This is a genomic window from Bacteroides sp. FSHCM14E1, from assembly GCF_019633785.1.
GTDB classification, from domain to species: Bacteria; Bacteroidota; Bacteroidia; order Bacteroidales; family Bacteroidaceae; genus Bacteroides; species Bacteroides hominis.
Genome location: NZ_JADKYL010000004.1, coordinates 327,791 through 347,456, shown reverse-complemented (window position 1 = coordinate 347,456; position 19,666 = coordinate 327,791). Strand labels below are relative to the sequence as shown.

The following is a 19,666-nucleotide window of genomic DNA, read 5'->3' as shown; positions in this document are numbered from 1 at the left end:
AGTGAAAACGTCTTTGGGAATCCGGGGTAATTTGTGATGAATGTTTTATTGAAAGTACAAACGATTAATTTGAAAATACAATGGCAATAGCATACGACGGGATCAACTATTTCTCGATGGGCGTAAACTTCATGGAAGAGAACGCAATGGAAGTGATAGAGGCAAAATACGGAATCAAAGGCCCCGCAATCGTACTGAAGCTCCTTTGCAAAATATACAAGGAGGGATACTTCATACGGTGGGATGAGGAGCAGTGCCTGATCTTTGCCAACAAGGCAGGAAGGGAAGTGCAGGCCGAGGAGGTGCAGGGAATTATCGAAATTCTCTTTATCAAAGGGATACTGGACAGAAACAGTTATCTGGAAAACGGAATACTGACTTCAGAAAACATACAAAAGGTATGGCTGGAGGCAACGAAGCGAAGGAAGAGAGAACTGTCGGAACTCCCCTACCTGATAGTAAAACCGGAAAAGGAAAACAGAAAACCCGATACTCCTTCTATAACACAGGAAATTCAGCAACCGGAGCTGTTCAAAGGGGAAAAAACACCTGTTAACCCGAAAAATGTAGTACATCATGTAGCCGTTGACGCAAAAAATGCATGCAATTCCGGACAAAGTAAAGTAAAGCAAAGTAAAGCAAAGGAAAATAAAGAATTACCCCCCTCAGCTCCCCCCGAGGGGAAGGAGGAAGAAAGGAAGGAGGATTCCGCTTCTCTTCCGATACCGGGATACGCCTTCAATACGATGACACACAATTATCCGGGACTGATGGACACGCTGAAGAGATTGAGCATTACCGACACCGGGGAAGTAAACTCCATACTCAGGCTGTCGGACTATGGAAGGAAGGGAACGACGGTGTGGCGGCTGATTGCCAACACTTGCTGGAGTGACATAGGGGCAAAAGGAAGGTATCTGATAGCGGCGCTAAACAAGGCGAAAAGAAGATAGCAGGAAGTGTTAGTCTCCGATTTGTAGTTGACAAAAAAGCAAGTATACAGACTTTTGGTCTGAAAGGGATTCAGTGAAACGAAGAAGCAAAGAGCGTACTTAAAAAACTAAAACACAGCGCTTTTAATGTACAAGATTCCTGTCGGTAAAAGCTTTGCTTTAACACAGAGTTAAAGTTTGTTCTTTGGATGCAAATAACAAGTGTTTTAAATGCAAAAGACTTGTTATTTGCATCTAAGAATAAAATGGCCGGAAGAGGGCGTTAACAATGTTAATGAAGAGCACTGATACACCCAACCAGAAAATGAGGAAATTAAGATTAAAAGTCAGTGCTCCGACCTTTTTAAAGCAATGTACAAGGATCTTTCTGCTTAACAAAGCATTGTGACAGCAGTACGGCAAACGGAGTATCGTATACTCTTGCTTTCTGAGGACACCCCTTTACACAGGCACAGCATTTAATGCAGCGTTCGGCATCCGTATTCAACTCGTCACCTTTTATAATAGCACTCACGGGACACATCTTCGCACATGCACCACAATGAGTACACAAGGATTCGTCTTCTACCCAAGGAGTACGCGGAAGTGGGACACCGCTCTTACGCAAAGCAATCACCTTTCGCAAAAAACGGAACAGCGGAAAGAAAGGCTGGCGCGGACGCCGGATTTTACGGACATCCACTGCATACAGCTTCTCCGGCTCGGCAGCAGATGCTATTTTATCCGAGATCTGCTTTCCAAAATCAGCTGCCAAAGTAAGATCACGTTCATCAGGACGTCCGGCAGCTACGGGATATTTCTCTGTACTATATGAATGTTCTCCGATGAAGGTTGCACCGGCAATCACCTTAAATCCCTGTTGAATAGCCCAATAATCAAGTTCCATCAACGATTTTTCATAAGCGCGATTACCATATACCACCACGATAACTGCCGGAGTATTATTCCCGCGTACACTTGCCAGACGATCCATGGCCAGAGGAGCCACACGCCCTCCATATACAGGTACGACAATAATGGCTAACGCAGATTCGGTAATTACTAAATCCTGAGCTGCCTGTTGTGTTAAATTCGTGTTTATCACATTTGTTATTCCAGTTCCACGAACAATTGCCTCTCCAACTTGTTTTGAGGTGTGGGTAGGCGAGAAATAAATCAGATGGACTTCGTTTGCTGTCATAATAGTTATGTTTTGTGCAACAAAGGTACACTTTTATGAAGAAAAAAAGAGTAAACGATCATAAAAACCAAATTTATTTATTATCTTTGCGGCGTTGAAACATTCCGATAATCCTCCAACGGGAGACGAAACTCGGATTTCCGATTCAACAAAACATCCCAAATTCATCATATAAAAACTGTTGCGTTTGTTAAGCTTCCGGCCATTGCGTCGTAGCTTCGGCCGTACGTATTTCAACAAATAAAATTAAAATATTAAATAACTCACATATACTGTATGTATAACATTATCCAATTGAACGACAAAAATTTGTCGGAACTACAAACTATTGCCCAGGAACTGGGTATCAAAAAAACAGACTCACTTAAGAAAGAAGAACTTGTCTACAAAATCCTTGATGAACAAGCTATAGCCGGAGCTACTAAAAAAGTAGCAGCTGACAAACTTAAAGAGGAACGTAAAGAAGACAAGAAAAAACGCTCTCGAGTGACAGTAAAGAAGGAAAACGCCGACAAGGTTTTCTCTTCTACCAAAAATGGCGAACTGACCAAGACAGATGCCAACGCACCTGCAACCAAAGCACAAGCTAAGACAACAGAACCGACTAAGGAAGCAACTAAAGAGATGAGTACTGAAACGAGCGCCACTCCGGCAGAATCGATAAAGGTGACCCCTTATGCCACTCCGAAAAAGAAACCGGGACGTCCCCGCAAAAACGCAGTGGAAGCAGAAACCAAACCTGCAGAGGTTACAGCAGACAAACCTGTAACAGCCCCAGCGGTACAGGAAGAAAAGCCGGCTGCTCAACCGGAAACGGAAAAACGCCCTATCAGCAAACCGATCCTCAAACCGAAACCAACCGTTGTAGACGAAGAAAGCTCAATCCTCTCGGATATGGATGCAGATGATGATTTTATCCCCATCGAAGATCTGCCTTCAGAAAAAGTAGAACTGCCTACCGAATTATTCGGCAAATTCGAATCAACAAAAACAGAACCGGTAACCACCACTCCCGAACCGGCTGCACAACCTCAACGTCCCCGTGTCATTCGCCCACGCGACAACAACAATTACAGCAATAACAATAATAACAACAATAATAACAATCAGCGCAACAACAACCAGCGTCCTCCTGTACAACAACGTCCCATGCCGCAACAAAATGCAACTGAGCCCGCTCCTGTTCAGGAACGCCGTGTGATTGAACGCGAAAAACCATACGAATTCGATGATATCCTCACCGGAACCGGTGTATTGGAAATCATGCAGGATGGCTACGGATTCCTCCGTTCATCAGATTACAACTACCTCTCTTCACCGGACGATATCTATGTATCTCAATCACAAATCAAACTATTCGGACTGAAAACCGGTGATGTAGTAGAAGGTGTAATCCGTCCGCCCAAAGAGGGTGAGAAATACTTCCCATTGGTGAAGGTTTCTAAAATCAACGGACGTGACGCTGCTTTCGTGCGTGACCGTGTGCCGTTCGACCACCTTACTCCGCTTTTCCCGGACGAAAAGTTCAAGCTTTGCAAAGGTGGCTATTCCGACTCCATGTCGGCACGTGTGGTAGACCTCTTCTCGCCCATTGGTAAAGGACAGCGTGCACTGATCGTAGCCCAGCCTAAGACGGGTAAGACCATCCTGATGAAAGAAATTGCCAATGCCATTGCTGCCAATCATCCGGAAGTATATATGATTATGCTGCTGATTGACGAGCGCCCGGAAGAAGTTACCGACATGGCCCGCAGCGTTAATGCCGAAGTGATTGCTTCTACATTCGACGAACCCGCCGAACGCCACGTAAAAATAGCCGGCATCGTTCTTGAGAAGGCCAAAAGACTGGTAGAGTGCGGACACGACGTAGTTATCTTCCTCGACTCGATTACACGTCTGGCACGTGCATACAACACTGTATCTCCGGCATCGGGCAAGGTACTTTCGGGTGGTGTGGATGCAAACGCACTTCACAAACCGAAACGTTTCTTCGGAGCAGCCCGTAACATCGAAAACGGAGGTTCGCTCACAATCATCGCTACCGCCCTGATCGACACCGGTTCTAAGATGGACGAAGTGATCTTCGAAGAGTTCAAGGGTACAGGTAACATGGAGTTGCAGCTCGACCGCAACCTGAGCAACAAGCGTATCTTCCCGGCTGTCAACATTGTGGCATCGAGCACACGCCGCGACGATCTGCTGCTCGACAAACAGACACTGGACCGCATGTGGATTCTGCGCAAGTACCTGTCGGATATGAACCCGATCGAAGCAATGGACTTTGTAAAAGACCGACTGGAAAAAACCAAAGACAACGACGAGTTCCTGATGAGCATGAACAGTTAAAAAAGTCCTTTTGTGAACAAAACATAAAAAAAAGAGTGAGATTCTGTTTGATTCTCACTCTTTTTATTTAGCTTTGCACTACATGCATCATAAACAAGCATAAAACAAACACCGGAAGTACAACAATTACTGTGGGAAAGTTTATTAATATAACGTTTATAGCAGTAGTAACCCTATACTCTGTCACTACACATGCTGCCAATAAAGCAACAATGCACGTGTCAGCACTCCAAAACCTGATTGACAACAGCCTCAATTATAGCAAAGAAGCTCCCAACGACAGTATCATCCAATGGGGTCATGAACTGGCTCCTATCCTGAAAAAACAGAAAGAGTACAAAACCCTCTTCCAGTTGAAACAGCTTATTGCGACTGCCTATGCCACACGCGGAGACATGAACATGGCCATCGACCATGCCCGCCAGATGTACAAGGAAGCCAAAGAGCTGAATTACCCCATCGGCATTGCCCTTTCCAGCCGCGCCATCGGGGATGCTTACCTCAACGCCAACATGCAGGAACCTGCCATCGAATCCTATAAGGAAGCCCTGGAATTGCTGGACAAGATACCGGGCAGCGAAATCCTCGAACAGGAAATACTTCCGAAATTCATTCTGACCCTGATCCAGACATCACACATGGACGAAGCACGTACCTATCTGAAAAGATTCGAGAACCTGCATACCGCCACTCCAATTCCTACATTCCACTTTTTTTTATGTGCGTGTAAAGCTTACTATGACATTGAAGCAGGCAATCCGGAGAAAGGAAAAGCCAGTTTGGACGAAGCAAGGAAAATCAGTGACCAATTGAAATTCCTCTATCTCCGCAGTATCTTTAACTACATATTGGGACAATACTACCAGGCTATCGGTGAGTATGGACTCGCCTTGCAACAATATGAACGCCTGATAAATACCCCTAAAGCACCCGCTCCCAACAAACACATCGGATTGCAGTTGGAGTGTGCGCAGCTACTGACTAAGATGGGAAGGACAGAAGAAGCCTGCCTGATCTACCAAAAGGCCAACGAACAAAAAGACTCGCTGAACGCTTTGAGTTATGCCCGGCAAATCAATGACCTGAGAGGCATGTACCAGATAGACCAGATGGAAATCCGGAACCAGATACAACGCAACCAGATCACCCTGTGGGTTATCATAGCTTCCATTTTCATATTAGTGCTTATTTTGCTGCTGATCGTCCGCATCCGGCAGGAAGCCAACCGCCTTCTCCATTCCAAAGAAGAGTTGGAGATTGCACGCAAGTATGCCGAAAACGCCATACATACCAAAAGCCTGTTCCTATCCAATATGAGCCACGAAATACGGACACCGCTGAATGCCCTTTCCGGATTTTCATCCATCCTGACCGAAGAGTCTATCGACAATGATACACGACGTCAATGCAACGACATCATCCAGCAGAATTCCGAGTTGCTGTTAAAGCTGATCAATGACGTGATAGATCTGTCGAGTCTCGACCCGGGTAAGTTGACTTTCAACTTTAAGGAATGTGACGCAGTCAATATATGCCGCAACGTAATCGATACTGTAGAAAAAGTGAAGCAAACCCAGGCCGGAGTCAGTTTCATCACTTCACTGGACAAACTGACTCTGCGTACCGACGAATCACGTCTGCAACAGGTATTGATCAATCTGCTGATCAATGCCACCAAATTCACCACCGAAGGCAACATCACCCTGACACTGGAGAAAGAGTCAGAGACCATGGCCCTGTTCACAGTAACGGATACCGGATGCGGCATCCCCCCGGAAAAACAGAATCAGATATTCAACCGTTTCGAAAAGCTGAATGAAGGGGCACAGGGAACAGGACTGGGACTCTCCATTTGCCAGCTTATCATCGAACAAATCGGAGGAAAGATATGGATTGACCCGGAGTACACCGGAGGTGCACGCTTCCGGTTTACACACCCCATCGGACCCACAAAAGAAGAGGAGGCAGAAGGATGAAACGATTCATACTGATCCTTATTGCATGCTGTCTGGCCTCAGGAGCGTATGCGGACGGACAAACAGAAGCCGACAGCCTGTATCGGGTGGCACAGACACTTCCGCATGATTCCACACGTCTGGAAATGCTCAAGAAACTGGCACAAATAGAACAGTTGACACCCAAATGTATCACATATTCAAACCTGCTGAGAGAAGAAGCAACTCTACAGAATAACGATAAATACAACACCATAGCCGCCTATCTGCACACAGTGTACTACTATAACCAAAGCAACCGGGACAGTGTAAAGAAATGGCTGGACATTATGGAGCCTTATGCCCGGAAGTCGAAAACCTGGGATCTGTATTTCGACGCTCTCCGCTTCCAGACAGACCTCTACACTTATGAAGAACAATATGAACTTGCCATCAACGAGGCAAACCAGATGTTCGAAAGGGCAAAGAAAGTGGACTGTGTCCGCGGACTGATCGGAGCCAAACAATGTCTGGGCAATGCCTATATCGGCACGGAGCGATGGGACGAGGGAATGAAAGCATTGGAAGAAGCCTATCAACTATCTTCGCGAACAGACAATGCCGTGGTACGGATCTCGATCCTTTGCCAACTGATTGCGGTAGCCAAGGATAAACAGAACAACAAACAGCTGTCCGAATACCTCGGAAAGTTAAAAGAGACTTTGCAACAGCACACTGCCACAAACCCGATGCTCAAAGAGGCATTTTATGATGTTTATCTGTTCGGTGAGGTGTACTACACCTATTATTATCTGAATACCGGCCAATCGGAACAGGCACACGAAAGCCTGGAAAAAGCCGGAAAATATCTTACTCCCAATACTTTCTTCATGTACCGGGTGCTCTATTACGATGCCTATGCAGCTTATTACCGAACTCGAAAAGAGTATGACAAAGCACTTACGAAGATGGACTCTACCGTCATTTTATTACAAGAAGACCGGAACAGCAATTATATCCACCAGCAGCTGTCCAAAGCCGATCTTCTGGTAGAAGCCGGGCGGAGTGCGGAAGCTCTTCCGTTGTATATCGGGACACTCCACCTGAAAGACTCCATCGAAACGACTATTTTCGATAAACAGATGCAGCAGATAAAGGCCAAATACAATATCGACAAAGTAGCTTTGGAAGAAGAACAGTTGAAAAGCGATATCCAACTGACGGCTTTGGTCATTGTCGGCATTGTCCTGGCAATCCTGATTGTCTTCATGCTTCGTATCTCGCACGTTCGTAAAGCATTGGAGCTATCGGAAAAAGAGACACGGAAAGCAACCCGTATGGCGGAAGAAGCCAACGAGATGAAGAACCGCTTTTTGTCGAACATGAGTTACCACATCCGTATCCCGCTGAACGGCGTAGTGGGCTTCTCGCAACTGATAGCTTCCGAATCCAACATGACCGACGAAGTCCGGAAAGAATACTCCTCCATCATCCAGAAAAATTCGGAAGAGTTGATGCGCCTGGTCAATGATGTACTCGATTTATCGCGGCTTGAAGCAGGCATGATGAAGTTCAATATTCAGGAATACGGACTAACCGAACTCTGTAACGAAGCTCTCTACATGGCGCGTATGCGCAACGAAGAGAACATCTGTATCCGGCTCGGAAACGAAACAGCCCCCGACCTGGACATCCGTATCGATACGGCCCGTTTCAGCCAAGCGCTGCTGAGTACTTTGACTTATCCGCAGAAGTGTGAAGAAAAACGGGAAATCGACTTCAAAGTGACCCATGACACAGAAAAGAACATGATCCGTTTCCGCATCATTAACTCCCCGTTGGCCGACGAAAGATTTACCTCACAGGAGGTATACATCCGCCACGAAATTAACCGGTTGTTGCTGGAGTATTTCGGAGGAAACTATAAAGTACAGGCAAACGCAGGCGAAAAACCGACCATCCTCTTCACCTATCCGTTGGGGAAAAATTGACTTCTTTTCCCGGTGACTCGTCAACTTCTGCAGAAAGTTGTATCTTTGCGGCCTGCAAACTAAAATCCTTATTTATGTATACCAACAAACAGATCTGGAGTGTCAGTTACCCGATTCTCCTGAGCTTGCTTGCGCAAAATGTCATAAATGTCACCGACACCGCCTTTCTGGGACGCGTCAGTGAGATAGCTCTTGGTGCCTCTGCCATGGGCGGGCTTTTCTATATATGTATTTTCACCATTGCCTTCGGATTCAGCACCGGTTCACAGATCGTCATTGCCCGCCGCAACGGTGAAGCGCGTTATACCGACGTGGGGCCTGTCATGATCCAGGGAGTCTTGTTCCTGCTTGCCATGGCTCTTCTGCTTTTCGGCTTTACCAAAGCATTCGGTGGCAACATCATGCGCCTGCTGGTATCTTCCGAAAGCATTTATGACGCCACGATGGAATTTCTCGACTGGCGCATTTTCGGCTTTTTCTTCTCGTTTGTCAACGTCATGTTCCGGGCACTCTATATCGGAATCACCCGCACCAAGGTACTTACCATCAATGCGGTAGTAATGGCTCTGACCAATGTGGTACTGGACTATGCCCTGATATTCGGACACTTCGGATTGCCGGAGATGGGCATCAAAGGAGCCGCCATCGCCTCGGTAATAGCCGAAGCGGCTTCTCTGCTGTTCTTCCTGATTTATACGTATATCACCGTCGACCTGAAAAGATACGGTCTCAATCGTTTACGCTCGTTCGACCCGGCTTTGCTGATGCGCATCCTCAGCATATCGTGCTTCACCATGTTGCAGTATTTTCTGTCAATGGCCACCTGGTTCATTTTCTTTGTGGCTGTGGAAAGGTTGGGACAGCGTGAACTCGCCATTGCCAACATCGTACGAAGTATCTACATCGTCATGTTGATTCCGGTAAATGCACTGGCAACCACCACCAACAGCCTGGTGAGCAACGCCATCGGCGCGGGAGGCATCGAACACGTGATGCCCCTGATAAACAAAATCGGGCGTTTCTCTTTCCTGATCATGCTGGGACTGGTCATCGTAACCGCCCTTTTCCCACAGGCATTGCTTTCGGTATACACCAACGAGGCAGCGCTGATCAATGAATCCGTACCATCGGTATACGTTATCTGCGCGGCCATGCTGATTGCTTCGGTAGCCAATGTGGTATTCAACGGCATATCGGGCACAGGCAACACTCAGGCGGCACTGATGCTCGAAGCCATCACCATCGCAATCTACGGATCGTATATCATTTTCATCGGAATGTGGGTAAAAGCTCCCATCGAATGGTGCTTTACAATTGAGATACTGTACTATACACTGTTGCTCGCCACAAGCTATATTTACTTCAAAAAAGCAAAATGGCAGAACAAAAAGATATAAAGTACAAGAGATTTTTGTACATTTGCGGCTGATTTCACCACAGATTACACAGATTAGCACAGATACTCTCTATTTCAAATACAAAATCCGTGTTAATCCGTGTAATCCGTGGTGGATTTTACACATCATTAGTAATTCATAATTCAAAGATATGTTCGACAATTTAAGCGAAAGACTCGAAAGGTCGTTTAAGATTCTGAAAGGTGAAGGCAAAATCACCGAAATCAACGTAGCAGAAACCCTGAAAGACGTGCGCAAGGCACTGCTCGATGCCGACGTTAACTATAAAGTAGCCAAAGGCTTCACGGATACAGTGAAGGAAAAAGCATTGGGACAAAACGTGCTCACAGCCGTAAAACCAAGCCAATTGATGGTGAAGATCGTTCACGACGAGCTGACTCAACTGATGGGTGGAGAGACTGTCGAGATAGATACCAAAGGCCAACCGGCAGTCATCCTGATGTCCGGTCTGCAAGGTTCGGGTAAGACTACTTTCTCAGGCAAGCTGGCACGTATGCTGAAAACCAAGAAGAACAAGCGCCCGTTGCTCGTTGCCTGTGACGTTTACCGTCCTGCCGCCATCGAACAGCTTCGTGTATTGGCCGAACAAATCGATGTACCGATGTACTCGGAAATCGACAGCAAAGATCCCGTTGCCATAGCTCAAAACGCCATCAAGGAGGCACGTGCCAAAGGTTACGACCTGGTAATTGTCGATACGGCCGGACGTCTGGCAGTCGACGAGCAGATGATGAATGAAATCGCAGCTATCAAGGAAGCCATCCAACCGAACGAAATTTTGTTCGTGGTAGACTCCATGACCGGTCAGGATGCCGTAAACACCGCCAAGGAGTTTAATGAGCGTCTCGATTTCGACGGCGTAGTGCTGACGAAGCTCGACGGTGACACCCGTGGTGGTGCCGCCCTCTCTATCCGTTCGGTTGTGAACAAGCCTATCAAATTTGTAGGTACAGGCGAGAAACTCGATGCCATCGACCAATTCCACCCCGCCCGTATGGCCGACCGCATCTTAGGTATGGGTGATATTGTTTCGCTGGTGGAACGTGCGCAGGAACAATATGATGAAGAAGAAGCCAAACGCCTTCAGAAAAAGATTGCCAAGAACCAGTTCGACTTCAACGATTTCCTCAGCCAGATTGGCCAGATCAAAAAGATGGGTAACCTGAAAGAGCTTGCATCGATGATTCCGGGTGTAGGCAAGGCTATCAAAGACATCGACATTGACGACAATGCTTTCAAGAGCATTGAAGCCATCATCTACTCCATGACTCCGGAAGAGCGCAGCAATCCGGCTATCCTGAATGGCTCGCGCCGTACACGTATCGCCAAAGGTAGCGGTACGACTATCCAGGAAGTGAACCGCTTGCTGAAGCAATTCGACCAGACCCGCAAAATGATGAAAATGGTAACCAGCAGCAAAATGGGCAAGATGATGCCGAAGATGAAATAAAACTGCACTTTTCGTCCCGAAAGCTTGACTTTGGCTTTGGGATGATGTATCTTTGTCAATGTAATCATTCAATAGATTCAATCAGAATGCAATAAAAGGAGGAAACCGTGGTTCCTCCTTTTTTTATGCACCTAACCGAAAGGAGAACCTACAGCCCGCAGCTTAAGCCTCCGAAGACGGTTGCTATACTCCCGAATGCCGGTTGCATTTCCTCCAAATGCTTACTGCATTTCGGCAAAACCCCGGCTCTACTTGTATCGGACCGAGGCTCTATCCCGAAAAGTACCTCCCTGCTTTCGCCCACTCCCCTCCTCCTGTTAATAATCTATAAAGCTACTCTTGACAAAAAACAGGAGATGGTAAATGATATTACTTTTGTCTGATACCATAAAAACATTGAATCAATGAAACACATTCTCTTCACTCTGGCGCTTGCTTCCGTAGCCGGGATGGCCGACCGGACGGAACAATCATCGCACGTGACCTCAGGGGTGAAGCCATGATAAAGAAAGTGACTGAAGTACTCAATATTAAATAACCCAATAAACAGATAAGAAATGACTCTAATTGATGGAAAAGCCATCTCCGAACAAGTAAAACAGGAGATTGCAGCCGAAGTGGCAGAAATAGTAGCCCGGGGTGGCAAACGCCCGCATCTGGCAGCCATCCTCGTAGGACACGACGGAGGCAGCGAAACATATGTAGCCGCTAAAGTGAAAGCCTGCGAAGTGTGCGGATTCAAGTCGTCACTGATTCGTTACGAAAGCGACGTGACGGAAGACGAACTGCTCGCCAAAGTACGTGAACTGAATGATGACGAAGATATAGACGGATTCATCGTACAACTTCCGTTACCGAAACATATCTCGGAACAAAAGGTAATTGAAACCATTGACTACCGCAAAGATGTAGACGGATTCCATCCGATCAACGTAGGACGTATGTCTATCGGACTGCCTTGTTATGTATCAGCTACCCCGAACGGCATCCTCGAACTGCTGAAACGTTATCAGATAGAGACCTCGGGTAAGAAATGCGTCGTACTGGGACGCAGTAACATTGTCGGTAAACCGATGGCAGCACTGATGATGCAGAAGGCCTATCCGGGAGACGCAACGGTAACCGTATGCCACAGCCGTTCGAAAGATCTGGTGAAAGAGTGCCGGGAAGCGGATATCATCATCGCCGCACTGGGACAACCCAACTTCGTGAAAGCGGAAATGGTGAAAGAGGGTGCTGTGGTAATCGACGTAGGTACTACCCGCGTACCGGATGCCAGCAAGAAATCGGGCTTTAAACTGACAGGTGACGTGAAGTTCGATGAGGTAGCTCCGAAATGCTCCTACATCACCCCTGTTCCGGGAGGTGTAGGCCCGATGACCATCGTCTCTCTGATGAAGAATACTCTGCTGGCAGGTAAAAAGGCGATCTATCAATAACCCATTCCTCCGTTTCCCTCTTCATAGAGGGGGAAACGGAAAATTTTTCAATACCTTAGCATCATGAATACGATATTTAAAACTACAAGCTTGTGCGTCCTTCTCTTCGCATGTACCCCATGGGCTACCGCACAAAATTTCTCTATCGACTATCCTTCATATCAAAAAAGAAATACCGACGCACTTGAAATCAGCCGGATCGTCCGTAATGACACAGCTACCATTCTGTATATGGATGCTTACTCGCGCCCTAACTATTGGATACGGCTGGCTTCGGGGCTCTCTCTACACGGAGTGCAAAGCGGAAAGAATTACCCTGTCGTCCGATCGCAAGGTTTCGAGCTGGACAAGCAAGTATACATGCCGGCTTCGGGCAATGTGACGTTTATCCTGCAATTTGCCCCTATCGACCCGCAGGACCGGACGATAGACTTTGCAGAAAGCAACAATGAAGAGGACTTCCGGATCGAGGGGATTTGCCTTGACGCATCTGCCCCCCAAAAGAAAGTACACTGCCACCTGACCGGAAAAATGGCAGACCGCCCACAAACCAGCCGCCTGATACTCATAGAAAGCAACAAGAATACGAACGGTACCCCGTGGATTTCGATACCGGTACGCAACGGCATCTTTGAGTACGACTTCTATACCGACCACGAAAAGGCTTACGAACTTATCTGCTGGGACGACCTGCTGAACGGCTGTTGGTATCCGGTCACTTTCTTCGCAGAGAATGGAACGGTATCTTTCACCATATCTCCCATAGACGCACACCCACCCTATCGCATAGAGACCCTCAACCCACTGACCACGGCCCTCCGGCAATTTGAAGCGGAAGGGAAGGATAAGTTCAGTTTCGATGAACTCAACGCACGAAGAGATACGCTCGAGAAATACGGACGTTTTGAAAGCGAAGCCATGCAAGCACTCTGGAAAAAGTTCGATCAGGTGAAAGACAATCCCGAAGAAAAGAACAAGTTCTTCAGAGAAAGGGACCGCCTGGAAGAAAGTGGCGAAGCATTCACAGAAGAAGCAAAAGCACTGATGAAGGAAAGGGAACAACTCTTCCGGAAAAAGACCCTTTGGGAAACGGAACAAGCCTCGCAACACCCTTCGCTGTTAGGACTATTCATCTTGAAAATAAAGGTGGAGAACGCACGGAAAGGCGAAGACGTCACCCCCTATCTGGAAGCATTTCAAAAAGTGTACGCCTCCCGCTATCCCGAACATCCTTATACCCGGGAAATGCAAATGTTTGTCGACAATAACCAGCCCAAAGCGGGAAACCATTTCATCGACTTCTCCGCTCCCGACCTGAACGGCAACATGGTTCAGTTGTCCGAACAGATCCGGGGCAAAGTGGCTCTGATCGACCTATGGGCCTCCTGGTGTGGTCCGTGCCGTACGGCCTCCAAGCAATTGATTCCCATCTACGAAAAATACAAAGACCGTGGATTCACCGTCATCGGCGTAGCGCGCGAGCAGAACAGCGATATCCGTATGAGAGAAGCCATACGGAAAGACGGTTACCCCTGGCTGAACCTTATCGAACTGAATGATGTTCAACAGATCTGGTCAAAATACCGGATACCGAATGCTGCCGGAGGAACTTTCCTGGTGAACGCCCAAGGAATCATTCTTGCCGTGAACCCTACAGCCGAGGAGGTGGAACACATTCTTCAGAAAGAACTTTAATACCTGTTGCTTATGAAACATCTGATTCTTCTTTCCCTGTTTTTCTGCTCTGTATCTTGCAGCAGCAATGCACAAGAACAGCCCGTCCCTGTCCCGGCGCCCGATACGATATCTGCGCAGAAGATTACACTCCTCTTTGCAGGCGACTTAATGCAGCATCAGGCACAGATAGATGCAGCCCGGACCAGCAAGGGATACGACTACACGGACTACTTTAAACTGGTAAAAGAAGAAATCAGTAAAGCAGACATTGCCATCGGCAACCTGGAGGTAACCCTCGGAGGAAAACCTTACCGGGGTTATCCCGCTTTCAGTGCTCCCGACGAATATCTGTCCGCCATAAAAGACGCCGGCTTCGATGTATTGATAACCGCCAATAATCATTGTCTCGACCGGGGCAAAAAAGGGCTGGAACGAACCATCCTGATGCTGGATTCGCTACAAATTCCTTATGCCGGAACTTACACTGACAGTACGGCCCGCGCTTCACGCTATCCACTATTGTTGGAACAGAACGGCTTTCGGATTGCCCTGCTCAACTATACATACGGCACCAACGGCATTAAAGTTTCTCCCCCAAACATAGTCAACTACATCGACAAGGCTGTCATGACACGGGACATTGAAGCTGCTAAGGCTCTGCATCCGGATGTATTGATTGCCTGCATGCACTGGGGGATCGAATATCAGTCACTGCCCAATAAGGAGCAGACCTCCCTGGCCGACTGGCTACTTAGTCAAGGAGTCACCCATGTGATCGGTTCCCACCCCCATGTAGTGCAACCCATGGAGCTGCGGACCGATACCCTCACCGGTCGGCAGAATGTAGTCCTCTACTCTTTAGGCAATTTTATTTCGAACATGTCTGCCCGTAAAACAGACGGCGGACTGCTCTTTAAACTCGAATTAATGAAAGACAGCACGGGCATATCTGTCAGTAATTGCGGATATGGTCTGGTATGGACGGCACGCCCCATACTCTCCAAAAAGAAAAATTACGTTTTATATCCCGCAAGTATTCCGACAGACTCTTTATCGGCAGAAGAACGTAACCGCCTGAAAATCTTTATTAATGACACGCGTGAACTCTTCCGCAAGCATAACCGCGGAATTAATGAATACATTTTTTGAAGAAAAAAGTTCGCGAAATGTTTGCAGATTTAAAAAGAATCGCTACCTTTGCATCGCATTTGAGAGAGATGCTAACATGGTGGATGTAGTTCAGTTGGTTAGAGCGTCAGATTGTGGTTCTGAATGTCGCCGGTTCGAGTCCGGTCTTCCACCCAACGAAGAAGAGGAAATTCATTATTGAATTTCCTCTTCTTCGTTATATATCAGGCTTTCCAGAAAATTATATTACTTTAGAGGCAGGGTCAAAGCCCTGCCTCTAAAGTAATATATAGTCATTAAAATGAAATATATTTTATCAGGCCGCATTTAAAAACGCGGCATGACAAACTTATCATCAGGAGATGTAAAGGACAATCCCGGAACAGAACGACGCATATCTTTATAGGCATGTTCTTTAATCAGTGAATAATCTGTAGCATCCAGGGCATAGTAATAATCATCTTTATCTGTCGATAACTTTACAGTCCAATCAAACATATTTCCAAAGATGGTCAACTCATCTTTTGCCGGATCGAAACCGGGGAGAGCTGATTTCACCAAACTTCCATCACTATTGATAACATAAAAATGATGCTTGCTATCAACCATATACCCCAAAGTCCGGCGACTACGGAACTCAGTAATAAACACATATTCCGGCAAGACTCCTTCAGGCAACTGAATAGCTTTCACATACGGACGTCCCTTGGTGCACTTCAGATGGAACAGTTTATGGTTGGCATCTAAAACCAGATATCCCTCATCATAGTCTTTACGGGTAGTCGGATTGCCCGAAGCATAGCTTGCGGGAAAAGCAAACCCTTTCTGAACCAGCATATCCGTAAACAATTTGCTCTTCGCCTCATCTATACGATTCGTCTCCATACGAATAAATTCCATACCTTTATCGGTAAAACGGAATGCATCTTCGGGCATTTTTAAATCCACCCGTTTGGACATGGACTCCATCAGGAAATAAAGTCCTGTCTGAGGAGCATTGATGGCTGACGGCACACTCTTGAAAGTAAAGTTTGTCAATTGAATATCTTTCGGACTAACCGCCTTGCCACAAATGGTATCAGGGAAACGTTCGTCCGCCGTAAGCTGGCGTACATAGAGAGAAGGCAATAAACTGTCCACCTGCTGCTGTGTATATGTATTGCCTTTTGTATCATAGCGGTGAAGTTGCTTATTCTCATCCAGTTGTGTAATAACAAAATCACCAAGTACGGAACTATACATAGTAAAAGGAGCTTTGACAGGCTTCAGTGTGAGAAAAGCATAGCACCAAGGCAACTGCCATACAAGCAGGACAGCCACAGTAACATAAAAAAATATTTTGCTGAATCGAATCATGTTTGTTTGATTTTTTAGTAATAAACATTCAGTTAGTCTTGCTTACCGGCCTTGAACCGTACCACAGAAATCCACGAAAGAGAAGCGATAAGCAGCGTATAAAGTGTCAGCCAGGGCAAGAAACTGTTATAAGCCTCCGCTCCCGGAGCCAGAAAGTAGACACGGAAAATCAATGCCGCAATAATCAGATTCAAAACCCTGCGTTTCCATGTGGGCTCCAGGCAAATCCATGAAACAAGCAGATAACCGGCAAATCCGGCAAGGAACCATGGAGCTGCAGATAATAAGATACGCTGCACCAACTCACTTGTAAAATGTTGTGGCAGATAAACTCCCATAATAATAAAACTCATAGCAAAACAGGTAACCAGTGCAAGTACACCATAGGCCAACATCGACATGACCATCTTCTTCTGTGAATAAGGCAAATGCAAAGTAAGTTTCAAACACTTACGTTGCATCTCGGGAAAAAACTGTACGGCAGCAAGCAAAATACCGATAAGTAAAGGGACAAATTGCAACAAATCAATAAATATAGCATCCTTCTGAACCATTACCACCCATAAATGATCGATTCCCTGTATGGCAATGGTGCGGCCAATACGAAGCATGAAATATCCTGTGATTCCTATCATAAAAAGAGTTGCCAGCAACAAATACCAACGCGTTTTTATCCACTCTTTATAAAATATGGCTTGTATCATATTTCTTCTATTTATTTACATATTAATACTTTCCGGTAAGACCGATAAAGGCATCTTCCAGACTTACATTTTCGTGCTGTAAACCAGTAAAGGGAACTTGACTTTCCTTCAATAGTTTCTCCACATCCATGGGAGGCAAAAAAGAATACGTTTCCAAGGTCTGACGGATGACAGCCGGATGATAGCAAGTTGCCGGCAACTGAGGCTGATAACCCTCGGGCACAGTACAAGTATATCTTCTCAGTTCTTTCATCAACGTTTCAATAGGTTGTTGAATAAGGATAGAACCATAATCCATAATAATACAATCATCAATCAACCGCTCCATATCCTGAATAATATGGGAAGTCAGGAAAACAGTCTTGTTCTCGGAACGGGCATAGTCACGCAAATAATCCACAAAAAGGCGGCGATAACCCGGATCAAGTCCTAAAGAGAAATCATCCAGAATCAACAACTCCGGATTTTGTGCCAGGATCAGTCCCAATGCCACTTGCGAACGCTGTCCGTTCGACATTCTTGAGATACGTTGCCCCGGAGCTACCTTCAGTTTATTCATCAAGTCATAATAAGCCTCCTTTTTCCATTGTCCCGGATAAAAAGAAGCATAAAACTTTTCTATCTGTGTGATATTCATAAACTGATATTGAACATGACCTTCCAGCAATAAGCCGATATTCCTGCGTAAAGCAGGGTCCATGGTCTGAATGTTCTCACCAAAGATGCGACATTCGCCCGAACGTGGCTGAAGATAACCGCTCAATATATTAATGGTTGTCGTTTTCCCTGTGCCATTTTTACCCAACAATCCCAAGATACGCCCTTGAGGTACTTCAAAACTCAAGTTCTCATAAATTTTACGTTGACCGTAATAATGAGTCAGGTTCTTACATTCTATAATTGCACTCATGCTTTATAAATCATTTTTCGTTTGTTATTAGAAACACGTCAGGAAAAGAATAGGAATCAGAATACCGGCCACCAACTCGACTCCCCCTCTACCCCACAATCCTTTAGGACCTTTTATCATCACCATACCGCTGACAGTGATAATAATCAGACAGACAGCAAAGGCATCGGCAAACCAAGTCCACCACTTGCCCGGATTGAAATGGAGTTGTACCATGGAAGAGATCAGCGGACGGCGCTTCACCCCCTCGTAGACAGCATCTTTTGTCCGGGTATTAATCACCAGACTTGAACCTCCTTTCAGAAAAACCTTAATCCGATCCGGTTTCGGATAATAATATTTAGTAAAATTTCCGGCTTCGTCCAGTGGTTCCAACAAAGCCAAAATCATCTTCTCATTGACTTTATTCTTGTCCGACAGGTCCTCTGTTATTTTATATTCCGTTCGTGTCACTGTATAATGGGGATTTATGCTATCCCTATGGTTCATTACGATACCCGAAATAGCATAAATCAAAATCATTCCTGCAAAGAAGAAAGACAGATCACGGTGGATAATCCGGCTCCATTTGCGGAATGCAGCACCTTTATTCTGCGATCTCATAAGAACTGGCTTCCATATAGTAGAATGACAGATAATCTTTTCCGGTAGCAGCTTTTCTTTCTGCTATCTTTGCGCGAAAGTCTGCAATACGGGCTTCAGGAGTGTTGGCTGTTTCGCCGCGTGCTTTTTTTTCCGAATCACATCCGGCAGCAGTTTCTCCATGAGATTTTTCGGTCTGGGCTTTCAGTTTAGCCTCCCAGTTTTGCAAGTAAGCTTCATCTACCCGCTGTTCCTTTAACGTTCCGGTCACTGTGACAATGGCATTGATACATTTGGTGTCAAACGAACCCAAAGGTCCGGCTTCCACACGAATCGTTTTGGTATCATCACTGCCCATCAGGAATATTTTTGTAGCTCCGTGCTTGCAGGTATGTGTGCAGATTCCTTCTATAGTCACCTCCCGGTTAGCCAGTGAATCGGCATGCGCCAGCAGGTTATCGACGCTCAATGCCGCCGGAGCCGCCTGCTCCGTTTTTTCGGACTGACTCTGTTTGTTACTGTTTCCACAAGAAGTAGTAATTACTAAAGCTGCCATTAAGGTTGCAGCGACCATAAACTTAATTTTCATATGCTAACT

At 46.2% G+C, this 19,666-nt stretch carries 15 protein-coding genes and 1 tRNA gene; 10 read left to right on the top strand and 6 right to left on the bottom strand.

Features of this window, described 5'->3' with window-relative positions:
• Nucleotides 1–80 precede the first annotated feature (80 nt).
• A complete protein-coding gene (locus ISX59_RS09055; protein WP_220575832.1) occupies nucleotides 81–953 on the top strand; it encodes a DUF4373 domain-containing protein in 873 nt (290 codons plus the stop codon).
• 343 nt (nucleotides 954–1,296) lie between these two features.
• Here ISX59_RS09055 and ISX59_RS09050 read toward each other — a convergent pair whose 3' ends face one another.
• Nucleotides 1,297–2,133 carry a 4Fe-4S binding protein gene (locus tag ISX59_RS09050; protein WP_005807526.1) on the bottom strand — a complete coding sequence of 279 codons (837 nt, stop codon included), beginning with the start codon at nucleotides 2,131–2,133 and terminating at the stop codon, nucleotides 1,297–1,299.
• Nucleotides 2,134–2,409: 276 nt separating this feature from the next.
• Between ISX59_RS09050 and rho the strand changes: the two genes are divergently transcribed.
• The 9 genes from rho (at nucleotide 2,410) to ISX59_RS09005 (ending at nucleotide 15,691) form a co-directional block, all read left to right on the top strand.
• Complete coding sequence (gene rho / locus ISX59_RS09045; protein WP_032531699.1) at nucleotides 2,410–4,479, top strand: transcription termination factor Rho; 2,070 nt, start codon at nucleotides 2,410–2,412, stop codon at nucleotides 4,477–4,479.
• A 212-nt stretch (nucleotides 4,480–4,691) separates the two neighbouring features.
• The gene (locus tag ISX59_RS09040) at nucleotides 4,692–6,455 is read left to right on the top strand and encodes an ATP-binding protein (protein ID WP_233481299.1); all 1,764 of its coding nucleotides are present in this window, start codon (nucleotides 4,692–4,694) and stop codon (nucleotides 6,453–6,455) included.
• A complete protein-coding gene (locus tag ISX59_RS09035) occupies nucleotides 6,452–8,404 on the top strand; it encodes a sensor histidine kinase KdpD (RefSeq protein WP_032540089.1) in 1,953 nt (650 codons plus the stop codon). Before ISX59_RS09040 ends, ISX59_RS09035 begins: the two co-directional genes overlap by 4 nt.
• A gap of 74 nt (nucleotides 8,405–8,478) precedes the next feature.
• A complete protein-coding gene (locus ISX59_RS09030; protein WP_032540090.1) occupies nucleotides 8,479–9,801 on the top strand; it encodes an MATE family efflux transporter in 1,323 nt (440 codons plus the stop codon).
• Between the two features lie 151 nt (nucleotides 9,802–9,952).
• On the top strand, nucleotides 9,953–11,272 hold the full coding sequence (ffh, locus tag ISX59_RS09025) for a signal recognition particle protein (RefSeq protein ID WP_005780411.1): 1,320 nt from the start codon (nucleotides 9,953–9,955) through the stop codon (nucleotides 11,270–11,272).
• Between the two features lie 557 nt (nucleotides 11,273–11,829).
• Nucleotides 11,830–12,711 carry a bifunctional methylenetetrahydrofolate dehydrogenase/methenyltetrahydrofolate cyclohydrolase FolD gene (gene folD, locus ISX59_RS09020; protein WP_005807539.1) on the top strand — a complete coding sequence of 294 codons (882 nt, stop codon included), beginning with the start codon at nucleotides 11,830–11,832 and terminating at the stop codon, nucleotides 12,709–12,711.
• 63 nt (nucleotides 12,712–12,774) lie between these two features.
• The gene (locus tag ISX59_RS09015) at nucleotides 12,775–14,406 is read left to right on the top strand and encodes a TlpA disulfide reductase family protein (RefSeq protein WP_032540092.1); all 1,632 of its coding nucleotides are present in this window, start codon (nucleotides 12,775–12,777) and stop codon (nucleotides 14,404–14,406) included.
• A 12-nt stretch (nucleotides 14,407–14,418) separates the two neighbouring features.
• Nucleotides 14,419–15,537, top strand: coding sequence for a CapA family protein (locus ISX59_RS09010; protein WP_032540093.1), 1,119 nt, complete (start codon nucleotides 14,419–14,421; stop codon nucleotides 15,535–15,537).
• Nucleotides 15,538–15,615: 78 nt separating this feature from the next.
• Nucleotides 15,616–15,691: transfer RNA gene (locus tag ISX59_RS09005), tRNA-His, on the top strand.
• Nucleotides 15,692–15,843: 152 nt separating this feature from the next.
• On the opposite strand, the gene ISX59_RS09000 is transcribed toward ISX59_RS09005, so the two are convergent.
• Genes ISX59_RS09000 through ISX59_RS08980 form a run of 5 tightly spaced genes read right to left on the bottom strand, consistent with a single transcriptional unit; the run spans nucleotide 15,844 to nucleotide 19,657 of the window.
• A complete protein-coding gene (locus ISX59_RS09000) occupies nucleotides 15,844–16,872 on the bottom strand; it encodes a DUF4857 domain-containing protein (RefSeq protein ID WP_005821108.1) in 1,029 nt (342 codons plus the stop codon).
• Nucleotides 16,873–16,904: 32 nt separating this feature from the next.
• Nucleotides 16,905–17,576, bottom strand: a complete 672-nt coding sequence (locus tag ISX59_RS08995) for a hypothetical protein (protein WP_032540094.1) — start codon at nucleotides 17,574–17,576, stop codon at nucleotides 16,905–16,907.
• 22 nt (nucleotides 17,577–17,598) lie between these two features.
• Nucleotides 17,599–18,486, bottom strand: coding sequence for an ABC transporter ATP-binding protein (locus ISX59_RS08990; RefSeq protein ID WP_005807547.1), 888 nt, complete (start codon nucleotides 18,484–18,486; stop codon nucleotides 17,599–17,601).
• 27 nt (nucleotides 18,487–18,513) lie between these two features.
• Complete coding sequence (locus ISX59_RS08985) at nucleotides 18,514–19,089, bottom strand: PepSY-associated TM helix domain-containing protein (protein ID WP_005807549.1); 576 nt, start codon at nucleotides 19,087–19,089, stop codon at nucleotides 18,514–18,516.
• Nucleotides 19,073–19,657, bottom strand: coding sequence for a hypothetical protein (locus ISX59_RS08980; protein ID WP_032531695.1), 585 nt, complete (start codon nucleotides 19,655–19,657; stop codon nucleotides 19,073–19,075). Before ISX59_RS08980 ends, ISX59_RS08985 begins: the two co-directional genes overlap by 17 nt.
• Nucleotides 19,658–19,666: the final 9 nt, after the last annotated feature.

What these genes read in the sequence shown, in the direction of transcription:
- ISX59_RS09055 (WP_220575832.1), top strand. Translation starts at nt 81, where the DNA reads ATGGCAATAGCATACGACGGGATCAACTATTTCTCGATGGGCGTAAAC.
- ISX59_RS09050 (WP_005807526.1), bottom strand. Translation starts at nt 2,133, where the DNA reads ATGACAGCAAACGAAGTCCATCTGATTTATTTCTCGCCTACCCACACC.
- rho (WP_032531699.1), top strand. Translation starts at nt 2,410, where the DNA reads ATGTATAACATTATCCAATTGAACGACAAAAATTTGTCGGAACTACAA.
- ISX59_RS09040 (WP_233481299.1), top strand. Translation starts at nt 4,692, where the DNA reads ATGCACGTGTCAGCACTCCAAAACCTGATTGACAACAGCCTCAATTAT.
- ISX59_RS09035 (WP_032540089.1), top strand. Translation starts at nt 6,452, where the DNA reads ATGAAACGATTCATACTGATCCTTATTGCATGCTGTCTGGCCTCAGGA.
- ISX59_RS09030 (WP_032540090.1), top strand. Translation starts at nt 8,479, where the DNA reads ATGTATACCAACAAACAGATCTGGAGTGTCAGTTACCCGATTCTCCTG.
- ffh (WP_005780411.1), top strand. Translation starts at nt 9,953, where the DNA reads ATGTTCGACAATTTAAGCGAAAGACTCGAAAGGTCGTTTAAGATTCTG.
- folD (WP_005807539.1), top strand. Translation starts at nt 11,830, where the DNA reads ATGACTCTAATTGATGGAAAAGCCATCTCCGAACAAGTAAAACAGGAG.
- ISX59_RS09015 (WP_032540092.1), top strand. Translation starts at nt 12,775, where the DNA reads ATGAATACGATATTTAAAACTACAAGCTTGTGCGTCCTTCTCTTCGCA.
- ISX59_RS09010 (WP_032540093.1), top strand. Translation starts at nt 14,419, where the DNA reads ATGAAACATCTGATTCTTCTTTCCCTGTTTTTCTGCTCTGTATCTTGC.
- ISX59_RS09000 (WP_005821108.1), bottom strand. Translation starts at nt 16,872, where the DNA reads ATGATTCGATTCAGCAAAATATTTTTTTATGTTACTGTGGCTGTCCTG.
- ISX59_RS08995 (WP_032540094.1), bottom strand. Translation starts at nt 17,576, where the DNA reads ATGATACAAGCCATATTTTATAAAGAGTGGATAAAAACGCGTTGGTAT.
- ISX59_RS08990 (WP_005807547.1), bottom strand. Translation starts at nt 18,486, where the DNA reads ATGAGTGCAATTATAGAATGTAAGAACCTGACTCATTATTACGGTCAA.
- ISX59_RS08985 (WP_005807549.1), bottom strand. Translation starts at nt 19,089, where the DNA reads ATGAGATCGCAGAATAAAGGTGCTGCATTCCGCAAATGGAGCCGGATT.
- ISX59_RS08980 (WP_032531695.1), bottom strand. Translation starts at nt 19,657, where the DNA reads ATGAAAATTAAGTTTATGGTCGCTGCAACCTTAATGGCAGCTTTAGTA.